The sequence below is a fragment of the Sphingobacterium sp. GVS05A genome (assembly GCF_019969845.1).
Taxonomy (GTDB): Bacteria; Bacteroidota; Bacteroidia; order Sphingobacteriales; family Sphingobacteriaceae; genus Sphingobacterium.
In genome coordinates, this window is the sequence record NZ_JAHXYR010000006.1 from 291,862 (window position 1) to 312,923 (window position 21,062).

Below are 21,062 nucleotides of genomic sequence, written 5' to 3' on the forward strand. Positions count from 1 at the left end.
AGAATTACAGTGTGGTTTCATAAAAAACAACAATATCATTACCAAGCGTGGATATTTTGAGTGTATTGTTATTTCCATTGTTCCAGGTTATTACAACTGACTTTAGGATTTTGTCTTTAATTCCTTCCCCTTCCTGATATAAGACTTCCCATTTATATTCGTTGCCTTCGCTATCTTTAAAACTAGATGTCCCTTCACGCAGTGCTGTATTTAATTTAAAAACCGATTTAAAACTTCCGATATGTTGTATCAGGTTATAAACTGCGAATGCATTGGTGTTTGGTATCTGCACAGTCTCTGAGGAATTTACATCATAACCTGAGGTCACAGTTAAAAGTAATCCGTTTGAAATATTTGCCTTGAAATGTAATTGTCATGTTCACTTTCGCTCAAGGATTCAGCTATTTTGCCACTTTCCCATTTATTGGCGAAGGGTTGAGCGAATTGTTTCAACCAATCAGAAAGCTTATCCGTATTCTCCTTCGGTGGCTGTATGGTTGCCAAATTATCTTTTATAACATAACCCTTGACATTATTATGTGTTACTTTCATCCAATAAGTTCTTGCTCCATCTATGACCACTGAATTGTCGAGCATAGTCAGCTTATCTACTTCCGAATTATTGAAGGTCACTTTAGAACCATAGGTGACGGTCGTTAGGACCTTTGCGTGTTCGCTGGGACTTTCATAAAGTTTCACCCCCTCAGACATTGTGGCATAATAGGTTTTGGACACTTGCTGTGCAAATGCATTTAGGCTAAAAACAAATGCTAAAAAACTGAAAATCCAAGTTTTTTTTTGAATGAATGTTTTGAGGCTTGCCATAGAGATAATTTATTTTATGAATCAATCTGTTCGCTTCATCACAATTGAAACCGCCGAAGGCAGCGTGAATGCCTTAAAGGGAAGATTGACGAATGAATAAACAAATTTATATAGATGAAATATAGCTATAATTGTAATTTTATTCTATAGAATTTTATTTTAAATTACAATGAATGGGTGGGGTGCTTTTTTTACCCTTCAAAATTTACAGGTATGATTAGAAAAATTGAAACGAGTGATTATCAAAATCTGATTCAAATATGGGAGAGCGCTGTGTTGAACACACATGATTTTCTGAAAGAGGAGGATTTTAATTATTATAAGGCGCAAATTCCATCCTATTTTGAGCATGTTGCGTTGTTGGGGTATGAGGAAAATGGCGTATTGGTTGCGTTTATGGGGATTGCTGGAGAGAACCTGGAAATGTTATTTATTCACAATGATTTTCGTGGTAAAGGAATTGGAAAACAACTGATTTATCACGCAATAAAACATCTGGAGGTGGCTAACGTCGATGTAAATGAGCAAAATATCCAAGCCGTGGATTTCTACAAGCATATCGGATTTAGAGTTCTGAGAAGGTCCGCATTGGACGGCCAGGGTAAAGAATACCCTATCCTACACATGGGATTAGAAGCTAGTAGCTACTAAGCTGCAGTGCTATTATTTTATTTGCGAATATTAAAGACTAAACCAGCTTCAACTCCGAAGATATGTGTCCTATCATGATAGTTCTCAGATTGGAATGGAATTAGTATTTTATAATGAGGTGAGTGTGAAACTGTCAAAACAACCAATAATGACCTGGAAGGTAAGCTTTTTAACATAGTTAACTTGTTGTTGTATTTTTTTGTGTTAAATGTCGGATAAAACGGTAGGCTTAGCCACTGCCCAAATCTCTAAATCGTAGGAGTTAATCTTATTAAATAAACATCTGTTTAATTAATTATTGAATATATGGAGAATTATTAAAATTTACGTAATTGCCACAAATAATTTTCAATCAACAGCTTCAACTTTATTGTGGGGGCTATTGACGGGGCAAATCTATCTGTTACTTCATGTTGTAGCGAATCAATGGAAACTGGCGTTTGATATTATGCTAATCAAATAGATAAATTATGAAACCATCATGATTTATTCAAACCGAGTGAAGCGAGCTCATGAATGCCACATACAACATACACTCGATGAATAAATCTGATAGCTTCATCACAACTGAAAACAAATTTATACAGATGAAAAAATATCTAAAATTATTGCTCCTATCCCTAGTTTTTATTACTGTTGGAGCTTGTAAAAGTAATGACGATAACGTATACTGTGCCGAGATTTATATTCCAATGGTAAGTAACATTAATTACCTAAATGAAAATGGAAAGGATTTAATTTTTAGTGACAACCCGCTTTATCCTGCCGAAGGAATTGAAATATATAAAATAGCACCAAACGACCAACGTATTTCCCTTCCTTTTACAATAAACAGCGAGCAAAAGTTTATTGCCGTTAATTTAGAAAAAATGGAAAATGGAACATTCTATATACAACTCAAACCCGGTGTAATAGACAGAGTAAACTATACAGCTAAAATTGATGAAGGTGATCCCTGCCGAGATTATAAACTAACGGAATTGAAACAAAATGATAAATCAGGTCAATATGATAAAAAAACGCAGGTTTGGACTTTTAGAAAATAGGATTACTGAAATTTCTGTTGATCGATTTTTCTTGGGAGGACTTCTATCAACATCAAAGTCAGAACAGCAAATGTAGCAAGTTCCGGATTTTATCTTTTTAACTTTCAAGATAGCTTTGTGTTAACTAAATACATCAAGCGATATGCAGATTTTTAAAGATAAGTTATCCTCATTACGGGAGCCAATAGGGGAATAGGTGGGGCACTCGTAAAGGCTTCACTAAATAATGGGGCAAGAAAGATTTATGCTACCTGTAGAGATTTAAATACAATGCCAGTATTTGATGATAGCAGGGTCGTAACATTGTCCTTGGATATAACAGATGATAAGCAGATTACGATGGTTGCAAGGGTCGCCCAGGACACTGAAATCCTCATCAATAATGCGGGCGTTTTAAGCGCAGGAAATATTTTGGAAGGCGATCTGTTGGGAATGGATAATGATATGAAGGTAAATTATTTTGGAACAATAAAGATGATGCGCGCGTTTGCTCCTATTCTGAGAAAGAATAAACCATCGAAAATAATCAACATTGTTTCAATTGCAGCTTATTCGCCTTTACCATCTATTGCCGGATATGCTGCTTCAAAAGCAGCCCTCTTTTCTGCCACACAATCTGTCAGAATCGAATTGGCTAAAGAAGGAATTGCTGTTTATGCAGTCAATCCAGGAGCAATTGATACAGATATGAACAAAGGAAGTGATTGGGATATGCCGGATCCGGATAGCACAGCCCTAAAAATATTGGAATATGTATCTAAGGGTAAACTTGATATTGTTCCGGATGAGATGGGACAAGGGATGTACAATATCTGGCGAGAAGATCCTTCTAAGCTAGCAAAGATCTTTTCAGATCTATATTATGCAGAAAATACGAACTAGAGACGTTAAGCACGATCTTCACATGAGCCCAATTTTTACCCAGTCGAATTCAACAGGGTAAAAATTGGGCTCATGATCTTAAATAATCGAACTAACATCGGTAATCGGCAGGCTGTTATTGTAATATCTGTTTAAATAGACCATCATTATATTAGATTGTTTCACCGTCAGTATCCAAACTGGTACACGAATCCCTTGTTTAATTCACTATAAAACACTATCTTTTTTATAATTTTAAAACTTAGAAACGAGGAATAGTAATGTCATTAATAGATTTATCAAAACGTGTAGCGCTAGGCATAGATATCGGAGGCACCAATACGAAATTCGGGGTAGTCAATCATCGGGGTGAGGTACTTGAAAAAGGAAGTATAAGAACGAATGATTATGAGCATGTTGAAGAGTTTATAGACGCTTTGTATGAGAAAGCTCATCCTTTTATCGAAATGTTTGGCGGGGAAGAGAACTTTGATGGAATTGGAGTTGGTGCTCCCGATGCAAATTATTATACTGGGACAATAGACCATGCCCCCAATCTTCCATGGAAAGGCGTGATTCGATTTAGTGATTTAATGACTGCCAAATTCAATATTCCCTGTACCATAACCAACGATGCGAATGCGGCAGCCTATGGTGAAATGCTTTTTGGGGCAGCAAGAGGAATGAAGGATTTTATTATGATCACTTTAGGAACTGGCGTAGGAAGCGGCATTGTTGCTGGCGGGAAGCTTATTTATGGACATGATGGATTTGCAGGAGAACTGGGACATACGATCGTCAAACCGGGAGGAAGAAAGCATTGGAGCACAGGTTCTGAGGGAAGTCTGGAAGCCTATGCTTCTGCAACGGGAATCACAATTACTGCGAAAAAAATGAGAGCTGAATTTCCGGAGTCAATGCTGAATCAATATCCCGAAGACGCCATCAACTCCAAAACTGTTCATGAATGTGCGGAAAAAGGTGACCCCATTGCTATTGAAGTCTTTAGGTATACTGGTCAGAAACTGGGGGAAGCATTGGCAAATTTTGTGATGTTCTCCTCTCCGGAAGCTATTTTGCTGTTTGGTGGTGTAATTAAAGCTGGTGATTTTATTTTAAAACCTGCGAAGTTACATATGGAAAGGAATCTTTTTCCCTTATTTAGAAATAAGGTGAAACTGGTTTTCAGTGAACTGGAGGAAGCAGATGCAGCCATTCTCGGAGCGAGTGCTTTGGTTTGGGAAAAGTAATTATAATGGTGCATATTTAATTTGTGAGAGAGGGGCAGAGTTTTTATTATTAAAGGGCATAGTATTTGCTTAATATATTCTTTAAAAATTGAAAACTTTCTACACAATTAAAAAACAAATTTAAATAGATGAAAAAGACCATTTTACTTTTTGTATTGCTCTGCACTGCTTTTTTTTCAAAAGCAGATCAACTTTCGGCACTAACACAGGCGCAGGCAGAGAAAGCTGTTGGATATCTCAAGAAGGAAGCAGTTGTTGTTTTGTGGTGCAGCTGTTGTGATAATGAAACACCGAAAAAAGTTACCGTTAACGAGGTGTTTTATAAAAAAGATAGTGAGGGAAAATATTATTCTGTCATATTAAAAGGTAGAGATGAAAGTGGAAAGGAAGTTGAAGAATATTTAGACCTAGCCTATGTGTTTGTGAAAAAAGGTAAAAAAGCAAAGAGCCTAGGTAAGGTATTAAAATTTGAGTGCGATCCCTGTACAAAACCTTTCGACTGGTCAGCTTAAGTTATAAAGACAATTTTGAGTCTGTGGAGCTAACACTCGCAGCAATTGATAATTGAAAAAAATCAGCATGGAAGATTCCATGCTGATTTTTTTTAGAAAGGACTGAATACTAATTTGAGGTATTACCTTCTGGATATCAAAATATATTGGAATGCTAAAAATCCCACCTAATACCTATCTGTAATCTATTCTGTTTGCCTCAGTATCTTCAAGTTGCCTTAAAATAGATTGAGGAATTTCATCGCTGTCAATTGGGAAGCTGATCGAATCGGAGATAAAGGTCTTTCTTTCTGCTTTTTGAAATATTTCAAATAGTGCAATTGGTTCCTGATTAAAGCTGATACAGGTGCTTATAAAATGCAATTCAAAGAGTTTATATTCTGGGTTTTTAAGCTTTTCATTGATGTCTTTTATTCTTGAAATAAAATGCCGCTGGCGAATAAATGTATTGCTGTTCATTATGATGAAGACATAGTCTGAATATGCCGTTACCTTCCCGAAATATTTGTGATGATCACCACCACTTCGTTCGATAAAATATTCATCAGAAGTTTCAGACTTGTAGATCTCCATCGCCGAACGCCATATCCGATCCTCTTTGGCCTGTAGAATATTATCTGGAAGATTCCTGTTATAGGAATACCAGCATCCCACCAGCCGATCTAAAAGCAATGTATTCTGCTTTGCATTGTTCATATTAATCCTTAGATCATTAAAATTAAATGCTTCCGTATTTGAATTAATAAAATCAATATAATTTGCATAGCCTAAAACTCTGACGATTAAACTCAGTTTTGCTAAATTAGGTTTGCTTAGAATGGTGGTCTTATTCTGGTAATACTTCTTTAGTTTGTTGATTATCAGGTGTTCATAAAGATAATTGGAACCCAGTATTTCAGGTTCTTTTTTGATTCTTTTTTCTGTATTATCCCTGATAATTAATTCATTAAGCTCTGCAATGATGTAAGACCATTCGGTTTTTGTGACATCTTCCCAATGATTTTTTTTCAAAAAATGCATGCTCAGAAAATTCATTAATTTTTCAAGATGCAGGATATCTTCTTTTTTCATCAGTCTTTGTATAAGACTAATTTAAGATTTATTTACAACATAAAGAGACTGTTGCAGGACTTTTATATTTTCTAATCAAAGCATATTTGAATAAGAAATAGAACTTAAAATTTAAAACAATGGAAACAAACACCATACTACAGAACGATTCTCTCTGGAGCAGGCTTCAGAAGTTTTCGTTAGACAGTCCAGATGTTGATCTTACTTTTTCAAAGAAACTGGCCAAAGAAGAAAACTGGACTTTGGACTTTACAAAAAAAGCGATAGAAGAGTATAAGAAGTTTGTCTATCTCTGCTGTATTTTGCCCGACGGCGCTTCACCAAGTGAAACCGTAGATAAAGTCTGGCATATGCATCTTATGTATACTCAAAACTATTGGGAGGAATTCTGTCCCGAGATTTTGAAAAGAAAGTTACATCATCACCCATCAAAAGGAGGTGTCGCAGAGAAAAGCAGGCACAAAAAATGGTTCGTAGATACGCTGGCCAGCTATAGAGAAATTTTTAATCAAGATGCACCCCACGATATTTGGAATAATGATGTGAAACCTTCGGGGCTGAGCTGGTTTAAAAGATTAAAGCTGGTTCCCTTTTTTGTACTGCTGTTGATGATGACGTCTTGCCTAGGAGAAGTGATTAATACGTTGGCAGCAATGATTGTGTTGGTCATTAGTATCTTCTTCCTGCTAGGTTTTTTCTCCTGGATTTTTGGTAGTACTATCACAAAAAATCCAAAAAATGGTAACAATACTAATTCTGACGGCGGAAGTTGTGCTACTACGGGGGGAAGCTGTAGCGGAGGTGGAAGTTGTGGTGGTGGCTGCGGTGGTTGTGGCGGCTGCGGGGGCTGTGGAGGTTGAGTAAATGAGCTTATGAAAACCATTGAAAATAAATACTTATGAATAATACCTTATCTAAAAATAATTGATGAACAAATAATTCAGACAGATGAAAAAAATACTATTTCACTCGGCTACAATTGCAATAAGTATGATCTGGCTTGTAATAAACCATCAAACTTACAATCCATTTTCTTTGAAAGGACCTGAATTTTTAAAGTTTTATTTGATCCTCTTATCCGGATTTTATCTTTCAGTTTTTAGCCTCAACTATTTACGGCAGACTATTTCGAAGACAACATTTTACTTTATGATGGTCATTCTTGTTTCGGGAATGATTAAAATAACAATTGGTCTTTTTTTAGGAAAACCAGTTGGCTATCTTATCATCCTGTTAATAATACAATTTGTCGCTATGAACCAATGTGGTTTTATGTGTGGGACAACCCAGAGAAAAGTTTGACGATATTTTAAATCCCGAACCAGTTGCAGATAACTATTACTCCATTCCCCACAAACGATGTATTTGCAGGAAATAGAGTAATAGGCGGTATATGTTTAGCTGTATTTTTTGAAGAGATTTCTTACATTCCCATTTTTTTATTGCCTTCAAAGTGAATCATCCAAGCAATGCCGAATTTATCTTGAAAGGATGCAAATAATTCAGCGAAAAACTGCTCGCCCAAAGGCATTTCCATATTTTGGGCATTTGCCGAAAGTTTTCTGTAAAGTTCTGTGGCCTCTGTTGCAGATTTAGCGTCCAACATCAAATAACTGCCTGTTCCGAAGGTTGCTTTCTGTCCGAAACTCTCCAGACAATCTGAGCCCATTAGCATAACCGAATCGTTAATATTGAGTGCGGTATGCATAATTTTATCCTTATCAGCTTCTGCAATAGGATGTTCGGGATCTGCAGGCATGTCGCCGAAACGATGAACGCCGATTAGTGGAGTGTTAAAAACTGTTTTGTAGAAGTCAAATGCTTCTTCGCAGTTGCCATTGAAATTTAAGTACGCGTGTAATAATGCCATGATAATATTATTTTAGTTGAATACCTCAAAGATAAATTCGACGATGACACCTGTATGTCAATAGTTGTCAAGAATAGCTATTTATTGTTAATAAGCTTCTGGCTTTTTTTTTCTATCATCCAGTATAAGATACTGCCGATAATATTGAAAAGAAAAACAACCACTATCCATAGAATCTTCTTGTCACTGGCAAATTTATCGTTTGTAATAATACTGTAGAGCGTATAAATGACTAGGCACTGTGGAATAAACAGGAGGAGAAGAATGAGTTCTTGGGCTCCAATATTTAAAAATAATAGGTTCATATTCAAATTGGTTATAGCTAATACTTAGCTTATTAAGTTAATAGCGTTAACACTAATATAATGAATTTATTTGTGTAATTGTTTGCATTCTAGGTTTTATGGTACATCAAAATATCTGATCGCTATCGGGGGGAGCTCGGATAATTCTGGAATATTCTAAAATAAAAAAATCCTCCGAAGATTTTAAGCTTGGGAGGATATCAGTGCGGAAGAAGGGACTCGAACCCCCACGCCTTGCGGCGCCAGATCCTAAGTCTGGTGCGGCTACCAATTACGCCACTTCCGCATTAGGATTTCTTTTGATGTCGCAAATATATAAATCCGACCTATATCTTGCAAATATTTTGCTTGTATTCGCTGTACGGGGCACATTATGAGCTAGATATTTTTAACGCGGCCTTTCTGGTAATGGGTGGGCTTTATAGTTCCTCTTTTTTTAAGCTGTGGAACTTGATGAGTTTAGTCCATTATATTGGACTCTCAAAAATATTTTTTTGTCGTTATGGAATTTGAAAATTTACTGCATCCCTTTCTTGAAAAAACAGAATTGAGCGAAACTAAATCAATAGGTTTGTTTGATTTAATTTCTTTATTTTTAAATAAACTATAGCCAATAGCATTAAATATGAACTGGAGACTCTTCGCAATTAGCCTTTTAGCATTTTTTTATTCAACAGCCTTGCTTAGCCAAACTAATTTGTTTGACGGCCAACGCCGATCTTCTGAATATTACATTTATAAACTCAGCCCTGAAGTTTTAAAAAAGATCCATATTGATAAAGTGAACTTTGAAGAGTCGATGCTTACAGATTTTGTGATTAAAACTAAAAAAGAAGAAAGGCGAGTAGATCTACCCAGGGGGAACTATGTACAGGTTCGGGCTGAGGAAAGCAATCTGCTGTACCGCGAATTTGTTGTGGATGATCTATATGCTAAAATCATACCAGGGGAGAAATTTGCGGTCTGTTTATATGATTCATTGGGCAAGCTGATCACAGATGCAAAATTGAATTTAGGCAAACATCGCATGTCCTATGACAAAAGGCATAGTTACTATAGTACCAAAAATGCTCACGATGGTGATATTGTTAAGATTTTACATAAAGGTGTTTATCACTATCTCAGTGTAGAAAAAAACTCGTCTTATAAATATAGACAATCCCTATGGAGAGGCTTGAAGAATAGCTGGTTACGTACGAAATATCGGATTGGTAATATTTTTCGCAAGAAAGATCCTCGTGGAACACAGCGTTTTATGGTGTTTAATAAACCTATATATAAACCAAATGATCAGGTCAAATTTAAAGCTTATCTCGAAAAAGGGAAATGGAAACCCTATAGAGACTCAGTTAAGGTACGACTAATGGGTGGATATGGATTTGCCAAAGATACTGTTTTAACTAGGCTCGGACCATATCGTCCGGGAATGTATAGCTATTCTTTTGATCTGAATGCTGGATTAGGGCTTATGTTGGATAAATCGTACCAGATTGTATTGGAATCGACCAGAGACAAAGAAATATTACATCAAGAAGTATTACATTATGAAGATTATGAGCTAAAAAGCATCACCTTTAGCATGAAAACCGACAAAACTATTTATGCTAAAGGTGACAGTATCCGTTTAAAATTAAAAGCTGTAAATGAAAACGATATGCCAATTTACGATGGCAAGGTGGAATTAACGGTTTTGCCCATGCCACAGTTTTCCGCAAGCATGAAATCTAATCGCGTAAATTTTGTTCCCGATACACTCTGGAATACAAGCATATCGCTCACGGAAGTAGCTGAAAAAGAAGTCATATTGCCCAATACTATTTTTCCAGCAGATATTGGTCTTTCTTTTCAGGTAATTGGCACCTATCTGAGCTCAGATAATGAGCGATATAGCGAAAAACTTGATCTTTCCTTGTTGGAAACAGAAAAGGAAATTCAACTCTCAACCAATGATGGAATTGCCGAAGCAAAATATTTTGAGCGGGGGATAGAAAAAATAGGAACTGCAAAAGTTCAGGTCTTTGGCGAAAGCGGTGAAATTTTAAGAACAGAAAACAGCAAGCTACCCGCAACTATTCCGCTTCCTTGGCAGGCCTCGGGCATAACTGTTGAAACAAACGGAATAACCAAGACCATAGATCTGGAGGATGAACAAAAAAGACAATTGAGCTATCGGTTTTATCGCACTGCTGATTCTGTGATATTAAATGTCCATAACCCTGCTGCTATCCCTTTTTGGTATCAGGTACGCAAGGCAAAAAGAACCATTGCTTCGGGTTATACAACTCAATTAAATCAGGCATTTGCCGGAAAAGGAAACGATGGCTATAGTATGCAGATTACGTATCTCTTTGGGGGAATGTCACAGGTGATTAAGGAAGAGCTACCTTTTATACAGAAAAAACTGAATCTGGACGTCAATACAGCAACAACGGTTTATCCGGGCCAGAAAGCCGAAGTACAGTTGTCGGTAACAGATATGAGAGGTAAGCCGGTCAAGGATATTGACATTACTGCATATGGTTTTACTTCAAAATTCAAGAATACCAGATTCCCGAATATTCCCATTGGAGGTCTGATGCGGAGCGCAAGACCAATTCAAAATGACGACTTTGACTTGGATGAGGAGCAGATACAGCACAATAAAGCATTAAAAGATTGGGCGAGATGGTCGAAGGAAATGCAATTGGATACAATTGCTTTCTATCAATTCCTATTTCCAGCTAATTATTATGAGGCAACGCGGCCGCTCACAGGAAATCAAAGCCAACTTTCTCCGTATATCGTGGTAGATGGTCAAGTGCAGGGGGTACACATGTTATGGATCGACGGTGCTTTGATCTACTCAAGGCAGACTCAACATCAGGCTGATTATATCTTTGCAATTTATCCCGGGCAGCATGATCTCCGTTTTAGAACCAAGGATAGAGAGATCTCTGTCAAGGGCTTTTATGTTGAAAAAGGAAAAAGAATAGTAGCCTCTTTTAATGCCGCGCGAGATACTGTTTTTTCCTATTCGGACAAGACATTGCGACAAGGACAGATTATAACACGTATGCTTCCCAAAGAACAGATCGGAAATCTTGGTACTGCTGAAATCAATGAACTAAAAAAACAGCTTATTTCAGTAACGAATAACTTCGGCGCTTGGCAATTGCCTAATCTAAACACGCAGATCGAGCTACCTGCCTTTATCCAGACGGCAGGTGATCTTTATTATTTAAATCCTGAATCAAATACCATTTATAACAATAAGTTGAGAACCCAGGTTCCTTTACCTGTATCGGTAGGCCCTTTCCCAAGAACAGACATATATAATAATATTCCAAAAGTAGCTGCGCTAATCGTGGATACGACAAAAATTGGACGTTTTGAAATTGAAGGCGGGTACCAATACACTCTTTACCGGGACTATCAAAAACTCAAAAGCTGGGATGCAAATTATATTCGCAAAGACGCCTATGATTTTAAGCCAAAACTGACTTTCGATGAAAAAATATGGACGGTTGGAGATATCAGGAAAAACGTAGCCGATAAATTTTCTCAGCTCATGCAAAATAGTAGCGGACTGGCACAATTTGTTACGATAAAAAAGGACCCAAAGTCCAAAGTATTTAATCTAAATCTGATCCTCGGAAAGGATTCAGACAGAAAAGACATTAAGCCAACATTGATTTTTATTGAGCCAGCAAAAGAGGCCGACCGCGGTTATTTTAGGTTGTATTATGGTGCTGAACGTAATTTCAATAACCTGCCTGTCAACGATATTATAGTACATATTGTTAAAGATGATTCTATATCATACAGCCTACCGGTAAAGTTAAAGCCTCATGGTAAAAACTATCTAAAATTAGATACTATTTCGTGGAGCCAAACATCAGATATTGCCGCTTTAGCTTACAAACTTGTTCGTGATGAAACCATTATACAGCGGGTGGCAAATCCGTTGCGGGATTCTATTCAGTATGAAGTAACGGGAGTAGAGACAGGACTAAAATTAGATCGGGCAGGTTTTATTGCCAAACGTAAGGATAAACAGCAAACGAGGGTTTTGGTATATCAGGGTGATACACCTCTGATAGGTGCGACAGTAAAAGTACAAGGATCGAAGCAAGGATATGTTACGAATTTTGAAGGAAGTGTTGAATTGAATCTTACGGAGTCAAACGATGCTACCCTAGAGATTGTCTCAGTTGGTTATATTGCCTCGATTGTAAAGGTTTCTACTGGCAAGGATTATTTTGTTGAATTGCGACCATCTGAAAATAATTTAGAGGAGGTGGTTGTCGTAGGTTACGGAATTCAAAGGAAGCAAGCAATGACAGGATCAGCAACGACGATCAGCTCACAACATATGGCAAATAATATTTCACAATCCTTACAGGGACGTGTTGCGGGAGTGACCATTCGTGGGAGTAATATTAGCGGAAATGCCCGGCCATTGATATTAGTAGATGGAGTACCTTATACGGGGGATCTTTCTAACCTTGCTCCAGGAACCATTGCTTCATTGAATACCATAAGAGATCAGACTATGGTTGCAATGTATGGATCAAGCGCTGCGAATGGCGTGATCATGGTACAAACGAAAAGCGGTAGTGGTTCGGTTTCGCCAGCACCCATCACTATGCCATACCTGGAATCCGGAAATGCCATGCGTGTCAATTTTCATGATGACGCTTTTTGGCAGCCTAAACTAACAACTGACGCCATGGGAAAGGCGAGCTTTGATATTTCCTATCCTGATGATATCACAAACTGGAAGACTTTTTTTATCGCTAAAGGGGCAAAAGATTTTACAGATACCAAGGAACTGCAAATTAAATCCTTCAAAGCTATTTCGGCCCATCTGGCTATCCCGCGATTCGCTATTCGGGGTGATCGATTTATGGCGATGGGGCGGATCGTTAATTATCTACTAGATACTTTGGAGGTATCCCGGACCATTAATAATGGGATTAATACAACTGTAGCGAAACTAAAAATAGGTAAATCATATCGCGATCCCTTCGCTGTTCAGGTTGCCGAAGGAGACAGTGTGCGGCTTTCCTATTCGCTTGGACTTTCCAATGGTTATTTTGATGGCGAAAAACGAAGTATTCCTGTTTTCGAGAAAGGACTTGAACAACATCAGGGAGATTTTAAAGTACTCAATGATTCCAATCCTTATGAACTAAAAACATTCTCCGCATTAGGTGAGATTACAGTGCATGCAGAAGCAAATTCATTGGAATTGGTCCAACGGGAAATCGAGCAGATAGGGACTTATAAATATTTGTGTAATGAGCAACTGGCATCTAAATTAAGTGCGCTCCTTTCGAAAAAAATGCTTTCGACTCTTTTGAGCAAACCTTTTGGAGAGGAAAAAAAGATCCTCAGTCTCTTAAAGGAATTACAGAAAAACAGGAACACAAGTGGAGGCTGGGGCTGGTGGAACAAAAGTGAAACCACTCCGTGGATCAGCAATTATGTGGTCAGTGTGCTATTGGATGCCGAAGATGCAGGTTATAAAACCGTGCTGGATAGAAGTAAATATATTGAACAGGAGGAATTGAATCTTAAAAATAGTTTAGCTTCTCTGGAGGTGCTTTTAGATAAAGATAGATTAACGGTAGCAAAAGAAAACTTGTTCAGCTCCTTGGTTTTTCTAAATCGTTTGGATCCCAAAGCAAACTATAAGGAGTATTTCTACGCGATCGATAAAAGGCTAAAAAGTAAAACTATCAAAGATAAATTATTACGTGCTTTGTTGATCTCTAAATTGGGGATTACAAACGAAGTCGGTATTGCTGATACTGTACTCCAATATGCGTCAAAAACTATTTTAGGAGGAATGTATTGGACGAATAGACAGCTTGCGGATCAGAAACTGGGAATATTCCTTCGTCCTAATGAGACTAATACCGAGAATACCTTATTGGCATACCGAGTTTTAAAAACAATTGGGAAGCAAGAGTCAGTACTGGAGCAAATACGAAACTATTTTTTCGCACAGCGGCAACAAGGCAGTTGGAGTAATATATATGAGTCTTCACGTATTATACAAACCATCCTTCCTGATTTGTTGAAAGCCAATAGTACGACTTTTCAAGCTCCAGTAGCAATTGTCAATGGCAAACGTGTAACTACATTCCCGTATACCCAGAAATTTGCGCCATCAGATCAGGTTAAAGTTAGTAAGGAGGGAACAGGACCATTATTTGTTACCGCATATCAGCGCTTTTGGAATCCGAATCCTACTATTGAGACAACGAAAGGTTTCAAGATCTCCACACGATTTAAGGACAATTCGGGACAGGGTAATTTGTTAAAAGAGGGAAAGCCGGTCAAACTCGAAGTTTCGCTAGAATTAACCGGCGAAGCCGAATATGTACAGATTGAGGTGCCAATTCCAGCGGGTTGCTCCTATGAGAGCAAATTAAATGGATATTCTTGGAAAGAAGCACACCGTGAACATTTCAAAGATCGCGTTATTATCTTTTGCAATAAACTGAGCAAAGGGGCACACTTATTTGAGATTGACTTATTGCCACGTTATACCGGAACTTATACATTGAATCCGGCTAAAGCAGAACTGATGTATTTTCCTGTTTTTTATGGAAATGAAAAGCTGAAAGAAATAGAAGTAAATTAACAATTACAAAATAGATGATGAAAATAGCACTCAAATGGTTGTTGTATACTTTCTTATTGTCGATGTTCCTGGCGATAGGCAATCGGAGATTTTCCGGTTTGCTGTTTAAAATAGCGGTTGAAGTTTGATAAATTGTTGAATCCTGAGCTTGTACAGATGGCAGAAACACTCTCATTTCCGTCACGCAATAGCTTACAGGCATGTTCAATTCTGACTTCAATGAGAAAGTCAAAATAGCTTCTTCCAGTACGTGATTTAAAATAGTGGCAAAAAGCATTCGGAACCATGTATACTATGCCTGCAATGTCACTTAGTTTAATGTCTTTGTAAAAATTATCCATGGTGTACAAGTAGATCCTGCTCAAACGAGTTTCGTCTATTTTCTTAAAGGGTTTGATATCCTCATTTGCGCAGCTCTGGGGAATATCTTGGCTTGCGCTGATTTCATTTATTAGCAGTAGTAACAAAGGTAGCTGTTCGTAGCTTTCACAGCTTTCTAGCTTCTTGAGCTTCCTTATCGCACGCGTTTTTGTTCGTCCTTCTAGTTGCAATCCAACCTTTGAAGCTGTTAGTAGCTTGCTTAATAAGTTGTTTTCAGGGAGATTGAGAAAATCTTGCCCTAATTTGTTGGGATCAAAATGTAATGTCAACAGCTTGAGAGGTACCGGCGTCCTGCCGTGCTTCATTGCATAGTCATAATAGCGGTTCGTTTCAAATTTGAACATGTGTGGCGCATGTGCCCCAATTAAAATGATCGTACCGCTGGAAATTCTTTTGGAAGATTGACCTATTGAAAAAGTTCCCTCCCCCGAACAGATATAAATCAGTTCGAGTTCACGATGGCTGTGGAAGCTGTTTGCTGCGTGGTAAACATCAGCAGTTGCTAAGGTAAACATCGAATTTTTCGTTAGGATGGTCTGTCCAAAATAGTTTTCCATTTATATAATATAAATACAAATATGCTTATGATGTAAATAAAATTATTAAAATAATATCAGTTTGTCTTAATATTTAACAAATGACTTCAAAAAATGCAGCCTAACTTCGTATAAAATAATTGTATAATGAACAACAACAGATTTACAATGCGCCTGATTGAAGCCTCTATTGAGGATATTGATTTGGTAGGAGGGAAGAGTGCTTCCTTAGGAGAAATGTTACAGCATTTGAAACCTTTAGGAGTAAATATTCCAGATGGGTTTATTGTGACCAGTCAGGCTTACTTTCAGTTTATCACCTACAATCAACTAGATCAGAAAATCAAAGATATACTGAAGGGTGTTGACAGTACAAACCTGCGGGAGCTGACCAGTTGCGGAGGTAGGATCAGAACATTGATTCAGCAGGGTATTTTCTCCCCGGCAATGGAAGAGGAGATCCTAGCCGCCTACGAAGAGCTTATCGGTTTAGAGCATATACAGGACTTTGGTGTTGCGGTCCGTTCTTCCGCTACCGCAGAAGATCTCCCTGATGCCTCATTTGCCGGTCAGCAGGATACCTATTTAAATATTAGGGGGCGGCAAGATCTGTTGGTAGCGATTAAAAATTGTTTTGCCTCTCTTTTCACTGATCGAGCGATCAGTTATAGAGAAGCATTTAATTTTGGGCATTTTAATATCGGACTTTCTGTATGCATACAACAGATGGTACGATCCGACTTAGGAGCTTCAGGAGTCGCTTTTTCTATTGATACAGAAAGTGGTTTTAAAGATGCCGTGATTATGAATGGATCTTATGGATTGGGCGAACTTCTTGTTCAGGGGATGGTGAATCCGGACGAATTTATTGTATACAAACCCTTGTTAAAAAGAGGTTATGCATCGATTGTAGAAAAGAAACTAGGGAGCAAACAATTACAAATGATTTACAGTGTTTCAGGAAGTGAAACAGTGAAGGTGATAGATACGCCAGTGGAAAACACGAAGCGATTTTGTCTAAGTGATGCGCAAATCCTTCAGCTATCCAAATGGGTGTGTATTATTGAAGAGTATTATACCGCGCTCAAAGGAAAATGGTGTCCTATGGACGTTGAATGGGCTCTTGACGGTTTGAAAGGTGATTTATACATTGTTCAGGCAAGACCTGAGACCATCCATTCACTAAAAAAATCCAATTGTATCACGGAATATAAAATCAATGCGAAAAACAGGTCCTCGCAGGTTCTGCTAAAAGGCATTGCGGTGGGAGACAAGATTGCTTCTGGGAGAATTCATAATTTCAGAGGTATCAATAAGCAAAATATACAAGAGATCAACTTTAATGCTGGTGATATCATGGTTGCGGAGATAACCGATCCCGACTGGGAGCCAATTATGAAAAAGGCAGCTGCAATAATTACCAACAAAGGTGGACGGACATGTCATGCTGCTATTGTTGCCCGTGAATTGGGGGTACCCGCTATCGTGGGCTGTGATGGAGCGACAGAAACATTGCTTACCGGACAGGAAGTTACTGTTTCATGTGCAGAAGGGGATACAGGGTTAATTTACCAAGGACGGATTCCATATAGTAAGCATGAGCATAATCTTTCGGACTTACCGGAAGTGAGTACGCCGATAATGATGAATATTGGATCACCAGACATCGCTTTTCAATATGCGGAGTACCCTGCAAAGGGAGTAGGTTTGGCTCGGGAAGAATTTATTATCAACAACTATATCAAGATTCATCCGATGGCGCTCTTAAAACATCGGGAGCTGAATGATATTGAATTGAGCAATTACATCAGTTCGCTTATTACCGGTTATGCAGATGAGCAGCAATATTTTATTGAAAAGCTGTCGTACGGAATAGGTAAGATCGCTTCGGCCTATTATCCAAATAAAGTAATCGTTCGTTTTTCAGATTTTAAAACCAATGAATACTATAATATGCCCGGTGGAAAGCACTTTGAACCTGGAGAGGAAAATCCAATGATTGGTTGGAGGGGAGCTTCGAGATATTATTCAGCAGCCTATAAGGAAGCCTTTGGGATGGAATGTAAAGCGATAAAAAGGGTTCGGGAAATAATGGGGCTAGACAATGTCGTCGTTATGATCCCATTTTGCCGTACAGTAGATGAGTTGCTGCGGGTTTATCAGGTGATGGATGAATTTGGTCTTAAACGGGGCCAAAATGGTATGGAAGTTTATCTGATGGCGGAAGTTCCTTCCAATATCATCCTCGCTGAAGAGTTCGCTCGTTATATCGATGGATTTTCCATTGGATCGAATGATCTTACCCAGTTGGTACTTGGATTGGATCGCGATTCGGCCTTAGTCTCCGGTTTATATAATGAGCGCAATGCTGCGGTCAAAATAATGATTGCGAACCTTATTCGCACTGCAAAGAGGCAGGGAGTCAAGGTCGGCATCTGCGGTCAAGGCCCATCCGATTATCCGGATTTTGCCCAATTTCTGGTTGAAGAAGGTATAGATTCAATTTCCGTTACACCCGATTCCTTTATGAAAACAGTGAAAGCCGTCAAAGAAATCGAAGAGAAGTTGGTCGCTTATTAAAGTTCAAAATACTCCCGGGATCAAAATCCCGGGAGTATCTCGTATATCAAAATTATTCTACTGTGATTTTTCCTATAGTTACATGGATCCTGTCAGATTTACTAACTTCCGAGAAAAATGAGACCTGCTCTTCCCGGTGAGAATAGCGTTCGAAATCTTTCAGCAGCGTTGCTTTGGAACTGTTTACACCCGAAATTTTTTATAAATCAAGCTAAGAAGCTTTAAGGCTATTATTATTATTAAATACTAAGAACAAGCCTGTTCAATGAGGCTTAATGGAATATGTCGTATATTGCTATCCGATTTAAACCAAATATGTATTAAATGAAAAGATTGATTTATATAATTTTAGCCGCCGCTCTGATGTTTGGTGGTTGTGCAGGAATAAAGGGTAAGTCTAATAACGCGGGCTGGAAATCATTATTTGATGGGAAGGATATTAATGATTGGTTTGTCAAAATTCATCACCATGAAGTTGGTGAGAATTACGGGAATACCTTTAGGGTTGAAGATGGAATTATAAAGATCAGGTACGATCAATATGGTGATTTCAATGATCAGTTTGGTCATTTATATTATAAAACACCGTTTTCTTATTATCACTTAAAATTTGAATATCGGTTTGTGGGTGATCTTCACAAAGGAGCACCTTCATATACGTTGCGCAATAGCGGTGTCATGTTTCATTCACAAGATCCCCGAACAATGTTGAAAGAGCAAGATTGGCCTATCTCTGTAGAAATGCAACTTTTGGGTGGATTAAGTGATGGCGAGCCACGGCCCACAGGTAATATGTGTTCTCCGGGGACTAACGTGGTTTACAAAGGTAAGATCGCTTCTTCACATTGTTTAAATTCGACTTCCAAGACTTATGATGGTGATCAATGGGTTCAAGGAGAATTGATTGTATTGGGTGATTCACTGATTAAACATATTATTAACGGCGATACCGTTCTGGAATACTCAAAACCGCAGATCGGAGGGGGAACAGCAAATGGGTACGACCCCAAAATTAAGATTGATGGTAAGTTGTTGAGTAGTGGATTTATCGCCTTGCAGAGTGAGGGGCAACCGGTAGATTTTAAGAATATCTGGATCAAAGAGCTCCCTAAGCCAAGGAGATAAAGATTGCTATGCTTTATTGTTTCTTTTCATATACTAACAATTTTGTAAGCCCTTTTATTGCTATCTATTGATGGGTACCTTTGAAAGTACAAAACTTAGCAATATGGATTTAAAAAATAACATCATCGGTTTTCATCATATATCTATTAAAGCCAAGGACTTTGAGCATACTGTGGATTTTTATAAGAATTTTGGCTTCGAAATAGTACATAGCTGGTCTTTACCGGATTTCAATTTAGAAAAATGTGTGATGCTTCATAACAGAGCTATCAATTATTATTTAGAGATATGTGATGAAAATGGAGCTATACCAACACAGGGCAGAAAAAGAAGACCGGATGACGAATATATAGAGAATGCTTTGCTTCATATATGTTTCGTTGTGAGGGATGCAGATGCGGCAAGAAAACAAGCCCTTGAATATGGAGCCAAAGACCTAAGCCAGGGTTTGTTTGAGTTGGATTTATCAAATAATACCAAAACTGTTCCTGTGAGAAATAGCCTGGTATACAGTCCTAATGGGGAGGTTATAGAGTTTCTGGAAAAAATAGATTTTGGTTAATCTTGATCATGAAATGCGGAAAGATCGATTAAAATTTTTTCGAGCTTCAGGCCCTTATCTGTCAATGTGTACATCGACGAAACCTTGCTCTTATTCTTTAAAATCAATCCATCCGCCACTAATTCGTTCAATTGTTTAGAAAGTGTCCGGTCGCTTATTTCAGGCAGAAGGAGTTTGAACTCCGAATAGCTTGTCTCAGTTTTAAGCAATTTGAATAAAATGGAAAGCTTCCACCGCCCGCTAATTAATGATAGTGTTTTAAAAGCACTGCAATATTGTTGTAGTGCTTTTTCATTGATGGCATTGGTCGAATTTTCTTTACGCATACATATTATACCTTGAAAGACCACAGTTTTGTTCATTGTAACCCCACAGTGCTGTGATCATTATTCTCTTATTAAACTTTGTTTATTTTACTTTTTTTGTACAGAAATGGAAATTTTATAGTTTCCTTTTAAATCTTGTGTACCGCGTTCTGCCGTAGGATAGGGGGCAACATTTTGTAATGCAATGGTATATCCGTTGAAATTAGTAGATTTCTGATAACCTTTTGCTTGCATATCCGTTGTAGCGAGATTCAAAATTATAGGTTTGGCCGCCTTGTCCGTTAATTCAACTTCGGCAACAGCGACCCCAGCCCATATACAATCCACCCCTTCAGGGCAACGGCTTTCTTCGACAATACGGTTGAATTTAATTTGCAACGGATATTCTTTCAATAGTTTTTGTTGTCCCTCAGATAGATCTATGCTTTCTGCCTCTTTTCCATATGCGTTAACATTCTTTTGGGAAGTACAACTTACCAAGCTATAGATCCCTAGACTCAAAATAAAAACTTTACATAGCATGATTTTTT

The 21,062-nt window shown here is 37.9% G+C and carries 18 protein-coding genes and 1 tRNA gene; 10 read left to right on the plus strand and 9 right to left on the minus strand.

The genetic code is table 11. From position 1 onward, the window contains the following. Positions 1-4: 4 nt before the first annotated feature. Both LC454_RS16715 and LC454_RS16720 read right to left on the minus strand, forming a co-directional pair. Positions 5-328: a hypothetical protein gene (locus LC454_RS16715; protein ID WP_223583616.1), complete on the minus strand. Its 324-nt coding sequence runs from the start codon at positions 326-328 to the stop codon at positions 5-7. Between the two features lie 2 nt (positions 329-330). Continuing rightward, positions 331-825 (minus strand): SH3 domain-containing protein, encoded by a 495-nt coding sequence (locus LC454_RS16720; protein WP_223583617.1) that lies wholly within the window; start codon positions 823-825, stop codon positions 331-333. A gap of 213 nt (positions 826-1,038) precedes the next feature. On the opposite strand from LC454_RS16720, the gene LC454_RS16725 reads away from it, so the two are divergent. The 5 genes from LC454_RS16725 to LC454_RS16745 all read left to right on the plus strand — a co-directional run bounded on the left by LC454_RS16725 (position 1,039) and on the right by LC454_RS16745 (position 5,145). Beyond that, positions 1,039-1,476 (plus strand): GNAT family N-acetyltransferase, encoded by a 438-nt coding sequence (locus tag LC454_RS16725; RefSeq protein WP_223583618.1) that lies wholly within the window; start codon positions 1,039-1,041, stop codon positions 1,474-1,476. Positions 1,477-2,015: 539 nt separating this feature from the next. Next, positions 2,016-2,522, plus strand: a complete 507-nt coding sequence (locus tag LC454_RS16730; protein WP_223583619.1) for a hypothetical protein — start codon at positions 2,016-2,018, stop codon at positions 2,520-2,522. 171 nt (positions 2,523-2,693) lie between these two features. Next, positions 2,694-3,404 (plus strand): SDR family NAD(P)-dependent oxidoreductase, encoded by a 711-nt coding sequence (locus LC454_RS16735; protein WP_223583724.1) that lies wholly within the window; start codon positions 2,694-2,696, stop codon positions 3,402-3,404. A 260-nt stretch (positions 3,405-3,664) separates the two neighbouring features. Next, the gene (locus LC454_RS16740; protein ID WP_120258923.1) at positions 3,665-4,633 is read left to right on the plus strand and encodes an ROK family protein; all 969 of its coding nucleotides are present in this window, start codon (positions 3,665-3,667) and stop codon (positions 4,631-4,633) included. Between the two features lie 128 nt (positions 4,634-4,761). Continuing rightward, complete coding sequence (locus LC454_RS16745) at positions 4,762-5,145, plus strand: hypothetical protein (protein ID WP_223583620.1); 384 nt, start codon at positions 4,762-4,764, stop codon at positions 5,143-5,145. Positions 5,146-5,319: 174 nt separating this feature from the next. On the opposite strand, the gene LC454_RS16750 is transcribed toward LC454_RS16745, so the two are convergent. Continuing rightward, the gene (locus tag LC454_RS16750) at positions 5,320-6,216 is read right to left on the minus strand and encodes a hypothetical protein (protein ID WP_223583621.1); all 897 of its coding nucleotides are present in this window, start codon (positions 6,214-6,216) and stop codon (positions 5,320-5,322) included. 119 nt (positions 6,217-6,335) lie between these two features. Between LC454_RS16750 and LC454_RS16755 the strand changes: the two genes are divergently transcribed. Continuing rightward, on the plus strand, positions 6,336-7,076 hold the full coding sequence (locus tag LC454_RS16755; protein WP_223583622.1) for a glycine-rich domain-containing protein: 741 nt from the start codon (positions 6,336-6,338) through the stop codon (positions 7,074-7,076). 563 nt (positions 7,077-7,639) lie between these two features. Here LC454_RS16755 and LC454_RS16760 read toward each other — a convergent pair. The 3 genes from LC454_RS16760 to LC454_RS16770 all read right to left on the minus strand — a co-directional run bounded on the left by LC454_RS16760 (position 7,640) and on the right by LC454_RS16770 (position 8,677). After that, positions 7,640-8,086: a VOC family protein gene (locus LC454_RS16760; RefSeq protein ID WP_223583623.1), complete on the minus strand. Its 447-nt coding sequence runs from the start codon at positions 8,084-8,086 to the stop codon at positions 7,640-7,642. 77 nt (positions 8,087-8,163) lie between these two features. Beyond that, positions 8,164-8,391 carry a PLDc N-terminal domain-containing protein gene (locus LC454_RS16765; protein WP_223583624.1) on the minus strand — a complete coding sequence of 76 codons (228 nt, stop codon included), beginning with the start codon at positions 8,389-8,391 and terminating at the stop codon, positions 8,164-8,166. 204 nt (positions 8,392-8,595) lie between these two features. Beyond that, positions 8,596-8,677: transfer RNA gene (locus LC454_RS16770), tRNA-Leu, on the minus strand. Positions 8,678-9,016: 339 nt separating this feature from the next. On the opposite strand from LC454_RS16770, the gene LC454_RS16775 reads away from it, so the two are divergent. Further along, positions 9,017-15,022: an alpha-2-macroglobulin family protein gene (locus LC454_RS16775; RefSeq protein ID WP_223583625.1), complete on the plus strand. Its 6,006-nt coding sequence runs from the start codon at positions 9,017-9,019 to the stop codon at positions 15,020-15,022. 53 nt (positions 15,023-15,075) lie between these two features. Here LC454_RS16775 and LC454_RS16780 read toward each other — a convergent pair whose 3' ends face one another. Further along, a complete protein-coding gene (locus tag LC454_RS16780; protein WP_223583626.1) occupies positions 15,076-15,960 on the minus strand; it encodes an AraC family transcriptional regulator in 885 nt (294 codons plus the stop codon). 126 nt (positions 15,961-16,086) lie between these two features. Between LC454_RS16780 and ppsA the strand changes: the two genes are divergently transcribed. The 3 genes from ppsA (at position 16,087) to LC454_RS16795 (ending at position 20,206) form a co-directional block, all read left to right on the plus strand. Then, complete coding sequence (gene ppsA / locus LC454_RS16785; protein ID WP_223583627.1) at positions 16,087-18,519, plus strand: phosphoenolpyruvate synthase; 2,433 nt, start codon at positions 16,087-16,089, stop codon at positions 18,517-18,519. A gap of 324 nt (positions 18,520-18,843) precedes the next feature. Continuing rightward, positions 18,844-19,644 carry a DUF1080 domain-containing protein gene (locus LC454_RS16790; protein ID WP_223583628.1) on the plus strand — a complete coding sequence of 267 codons (801 nt, stop codon included), beginning with the start codon at positions 18,844-18,846 and terminating at the stop codon, positions 19,642-19,644. A 103-nt stretch (positions 19,645-19,747) separates the two neighbouring features. Next, entirely contained in the window at positions 19,748-20,206 is a 459-nt protein-coding gene (locus LC454_RS16795; RefSeq protein ID WP_223583629.1) for a VOC family protein, read from the plus strand. Here the strand turns inward: LC454_RS16795 and LC454_RS16800 are convergent. Together LC454_RS16800 and LC454_RS16805 are read right to left on the minus strand one after the other, a co-directional pair. Then, entirely contained in the window at positions 20,203-20,532 is a 330-nt protein-coding gene (locus LC454_RS16800) for a winged helix-turn-helix transcriptional regulator (protein ID WP_223583630.1), read from the minus strand. The two genes, LC454_RS16795 and LC454_RS16800, sit on opposite strands and share 4 nt — an antisense overlap. Before the next feature lie 87 nt (positions 20,533-20,619). After that, on the minus strand, positions 20,620-21,054 hold the full coding sequence (locus tag LC454_RS16805; protein ID WP_223583631.1) for a hypothetical protein: 435 nt from the start codon (positions 21,052-21,054) through the stop codon (positions 20,620-20,622). Positions 21,055-21,062 lie beyond the last annotated feature (8 nt).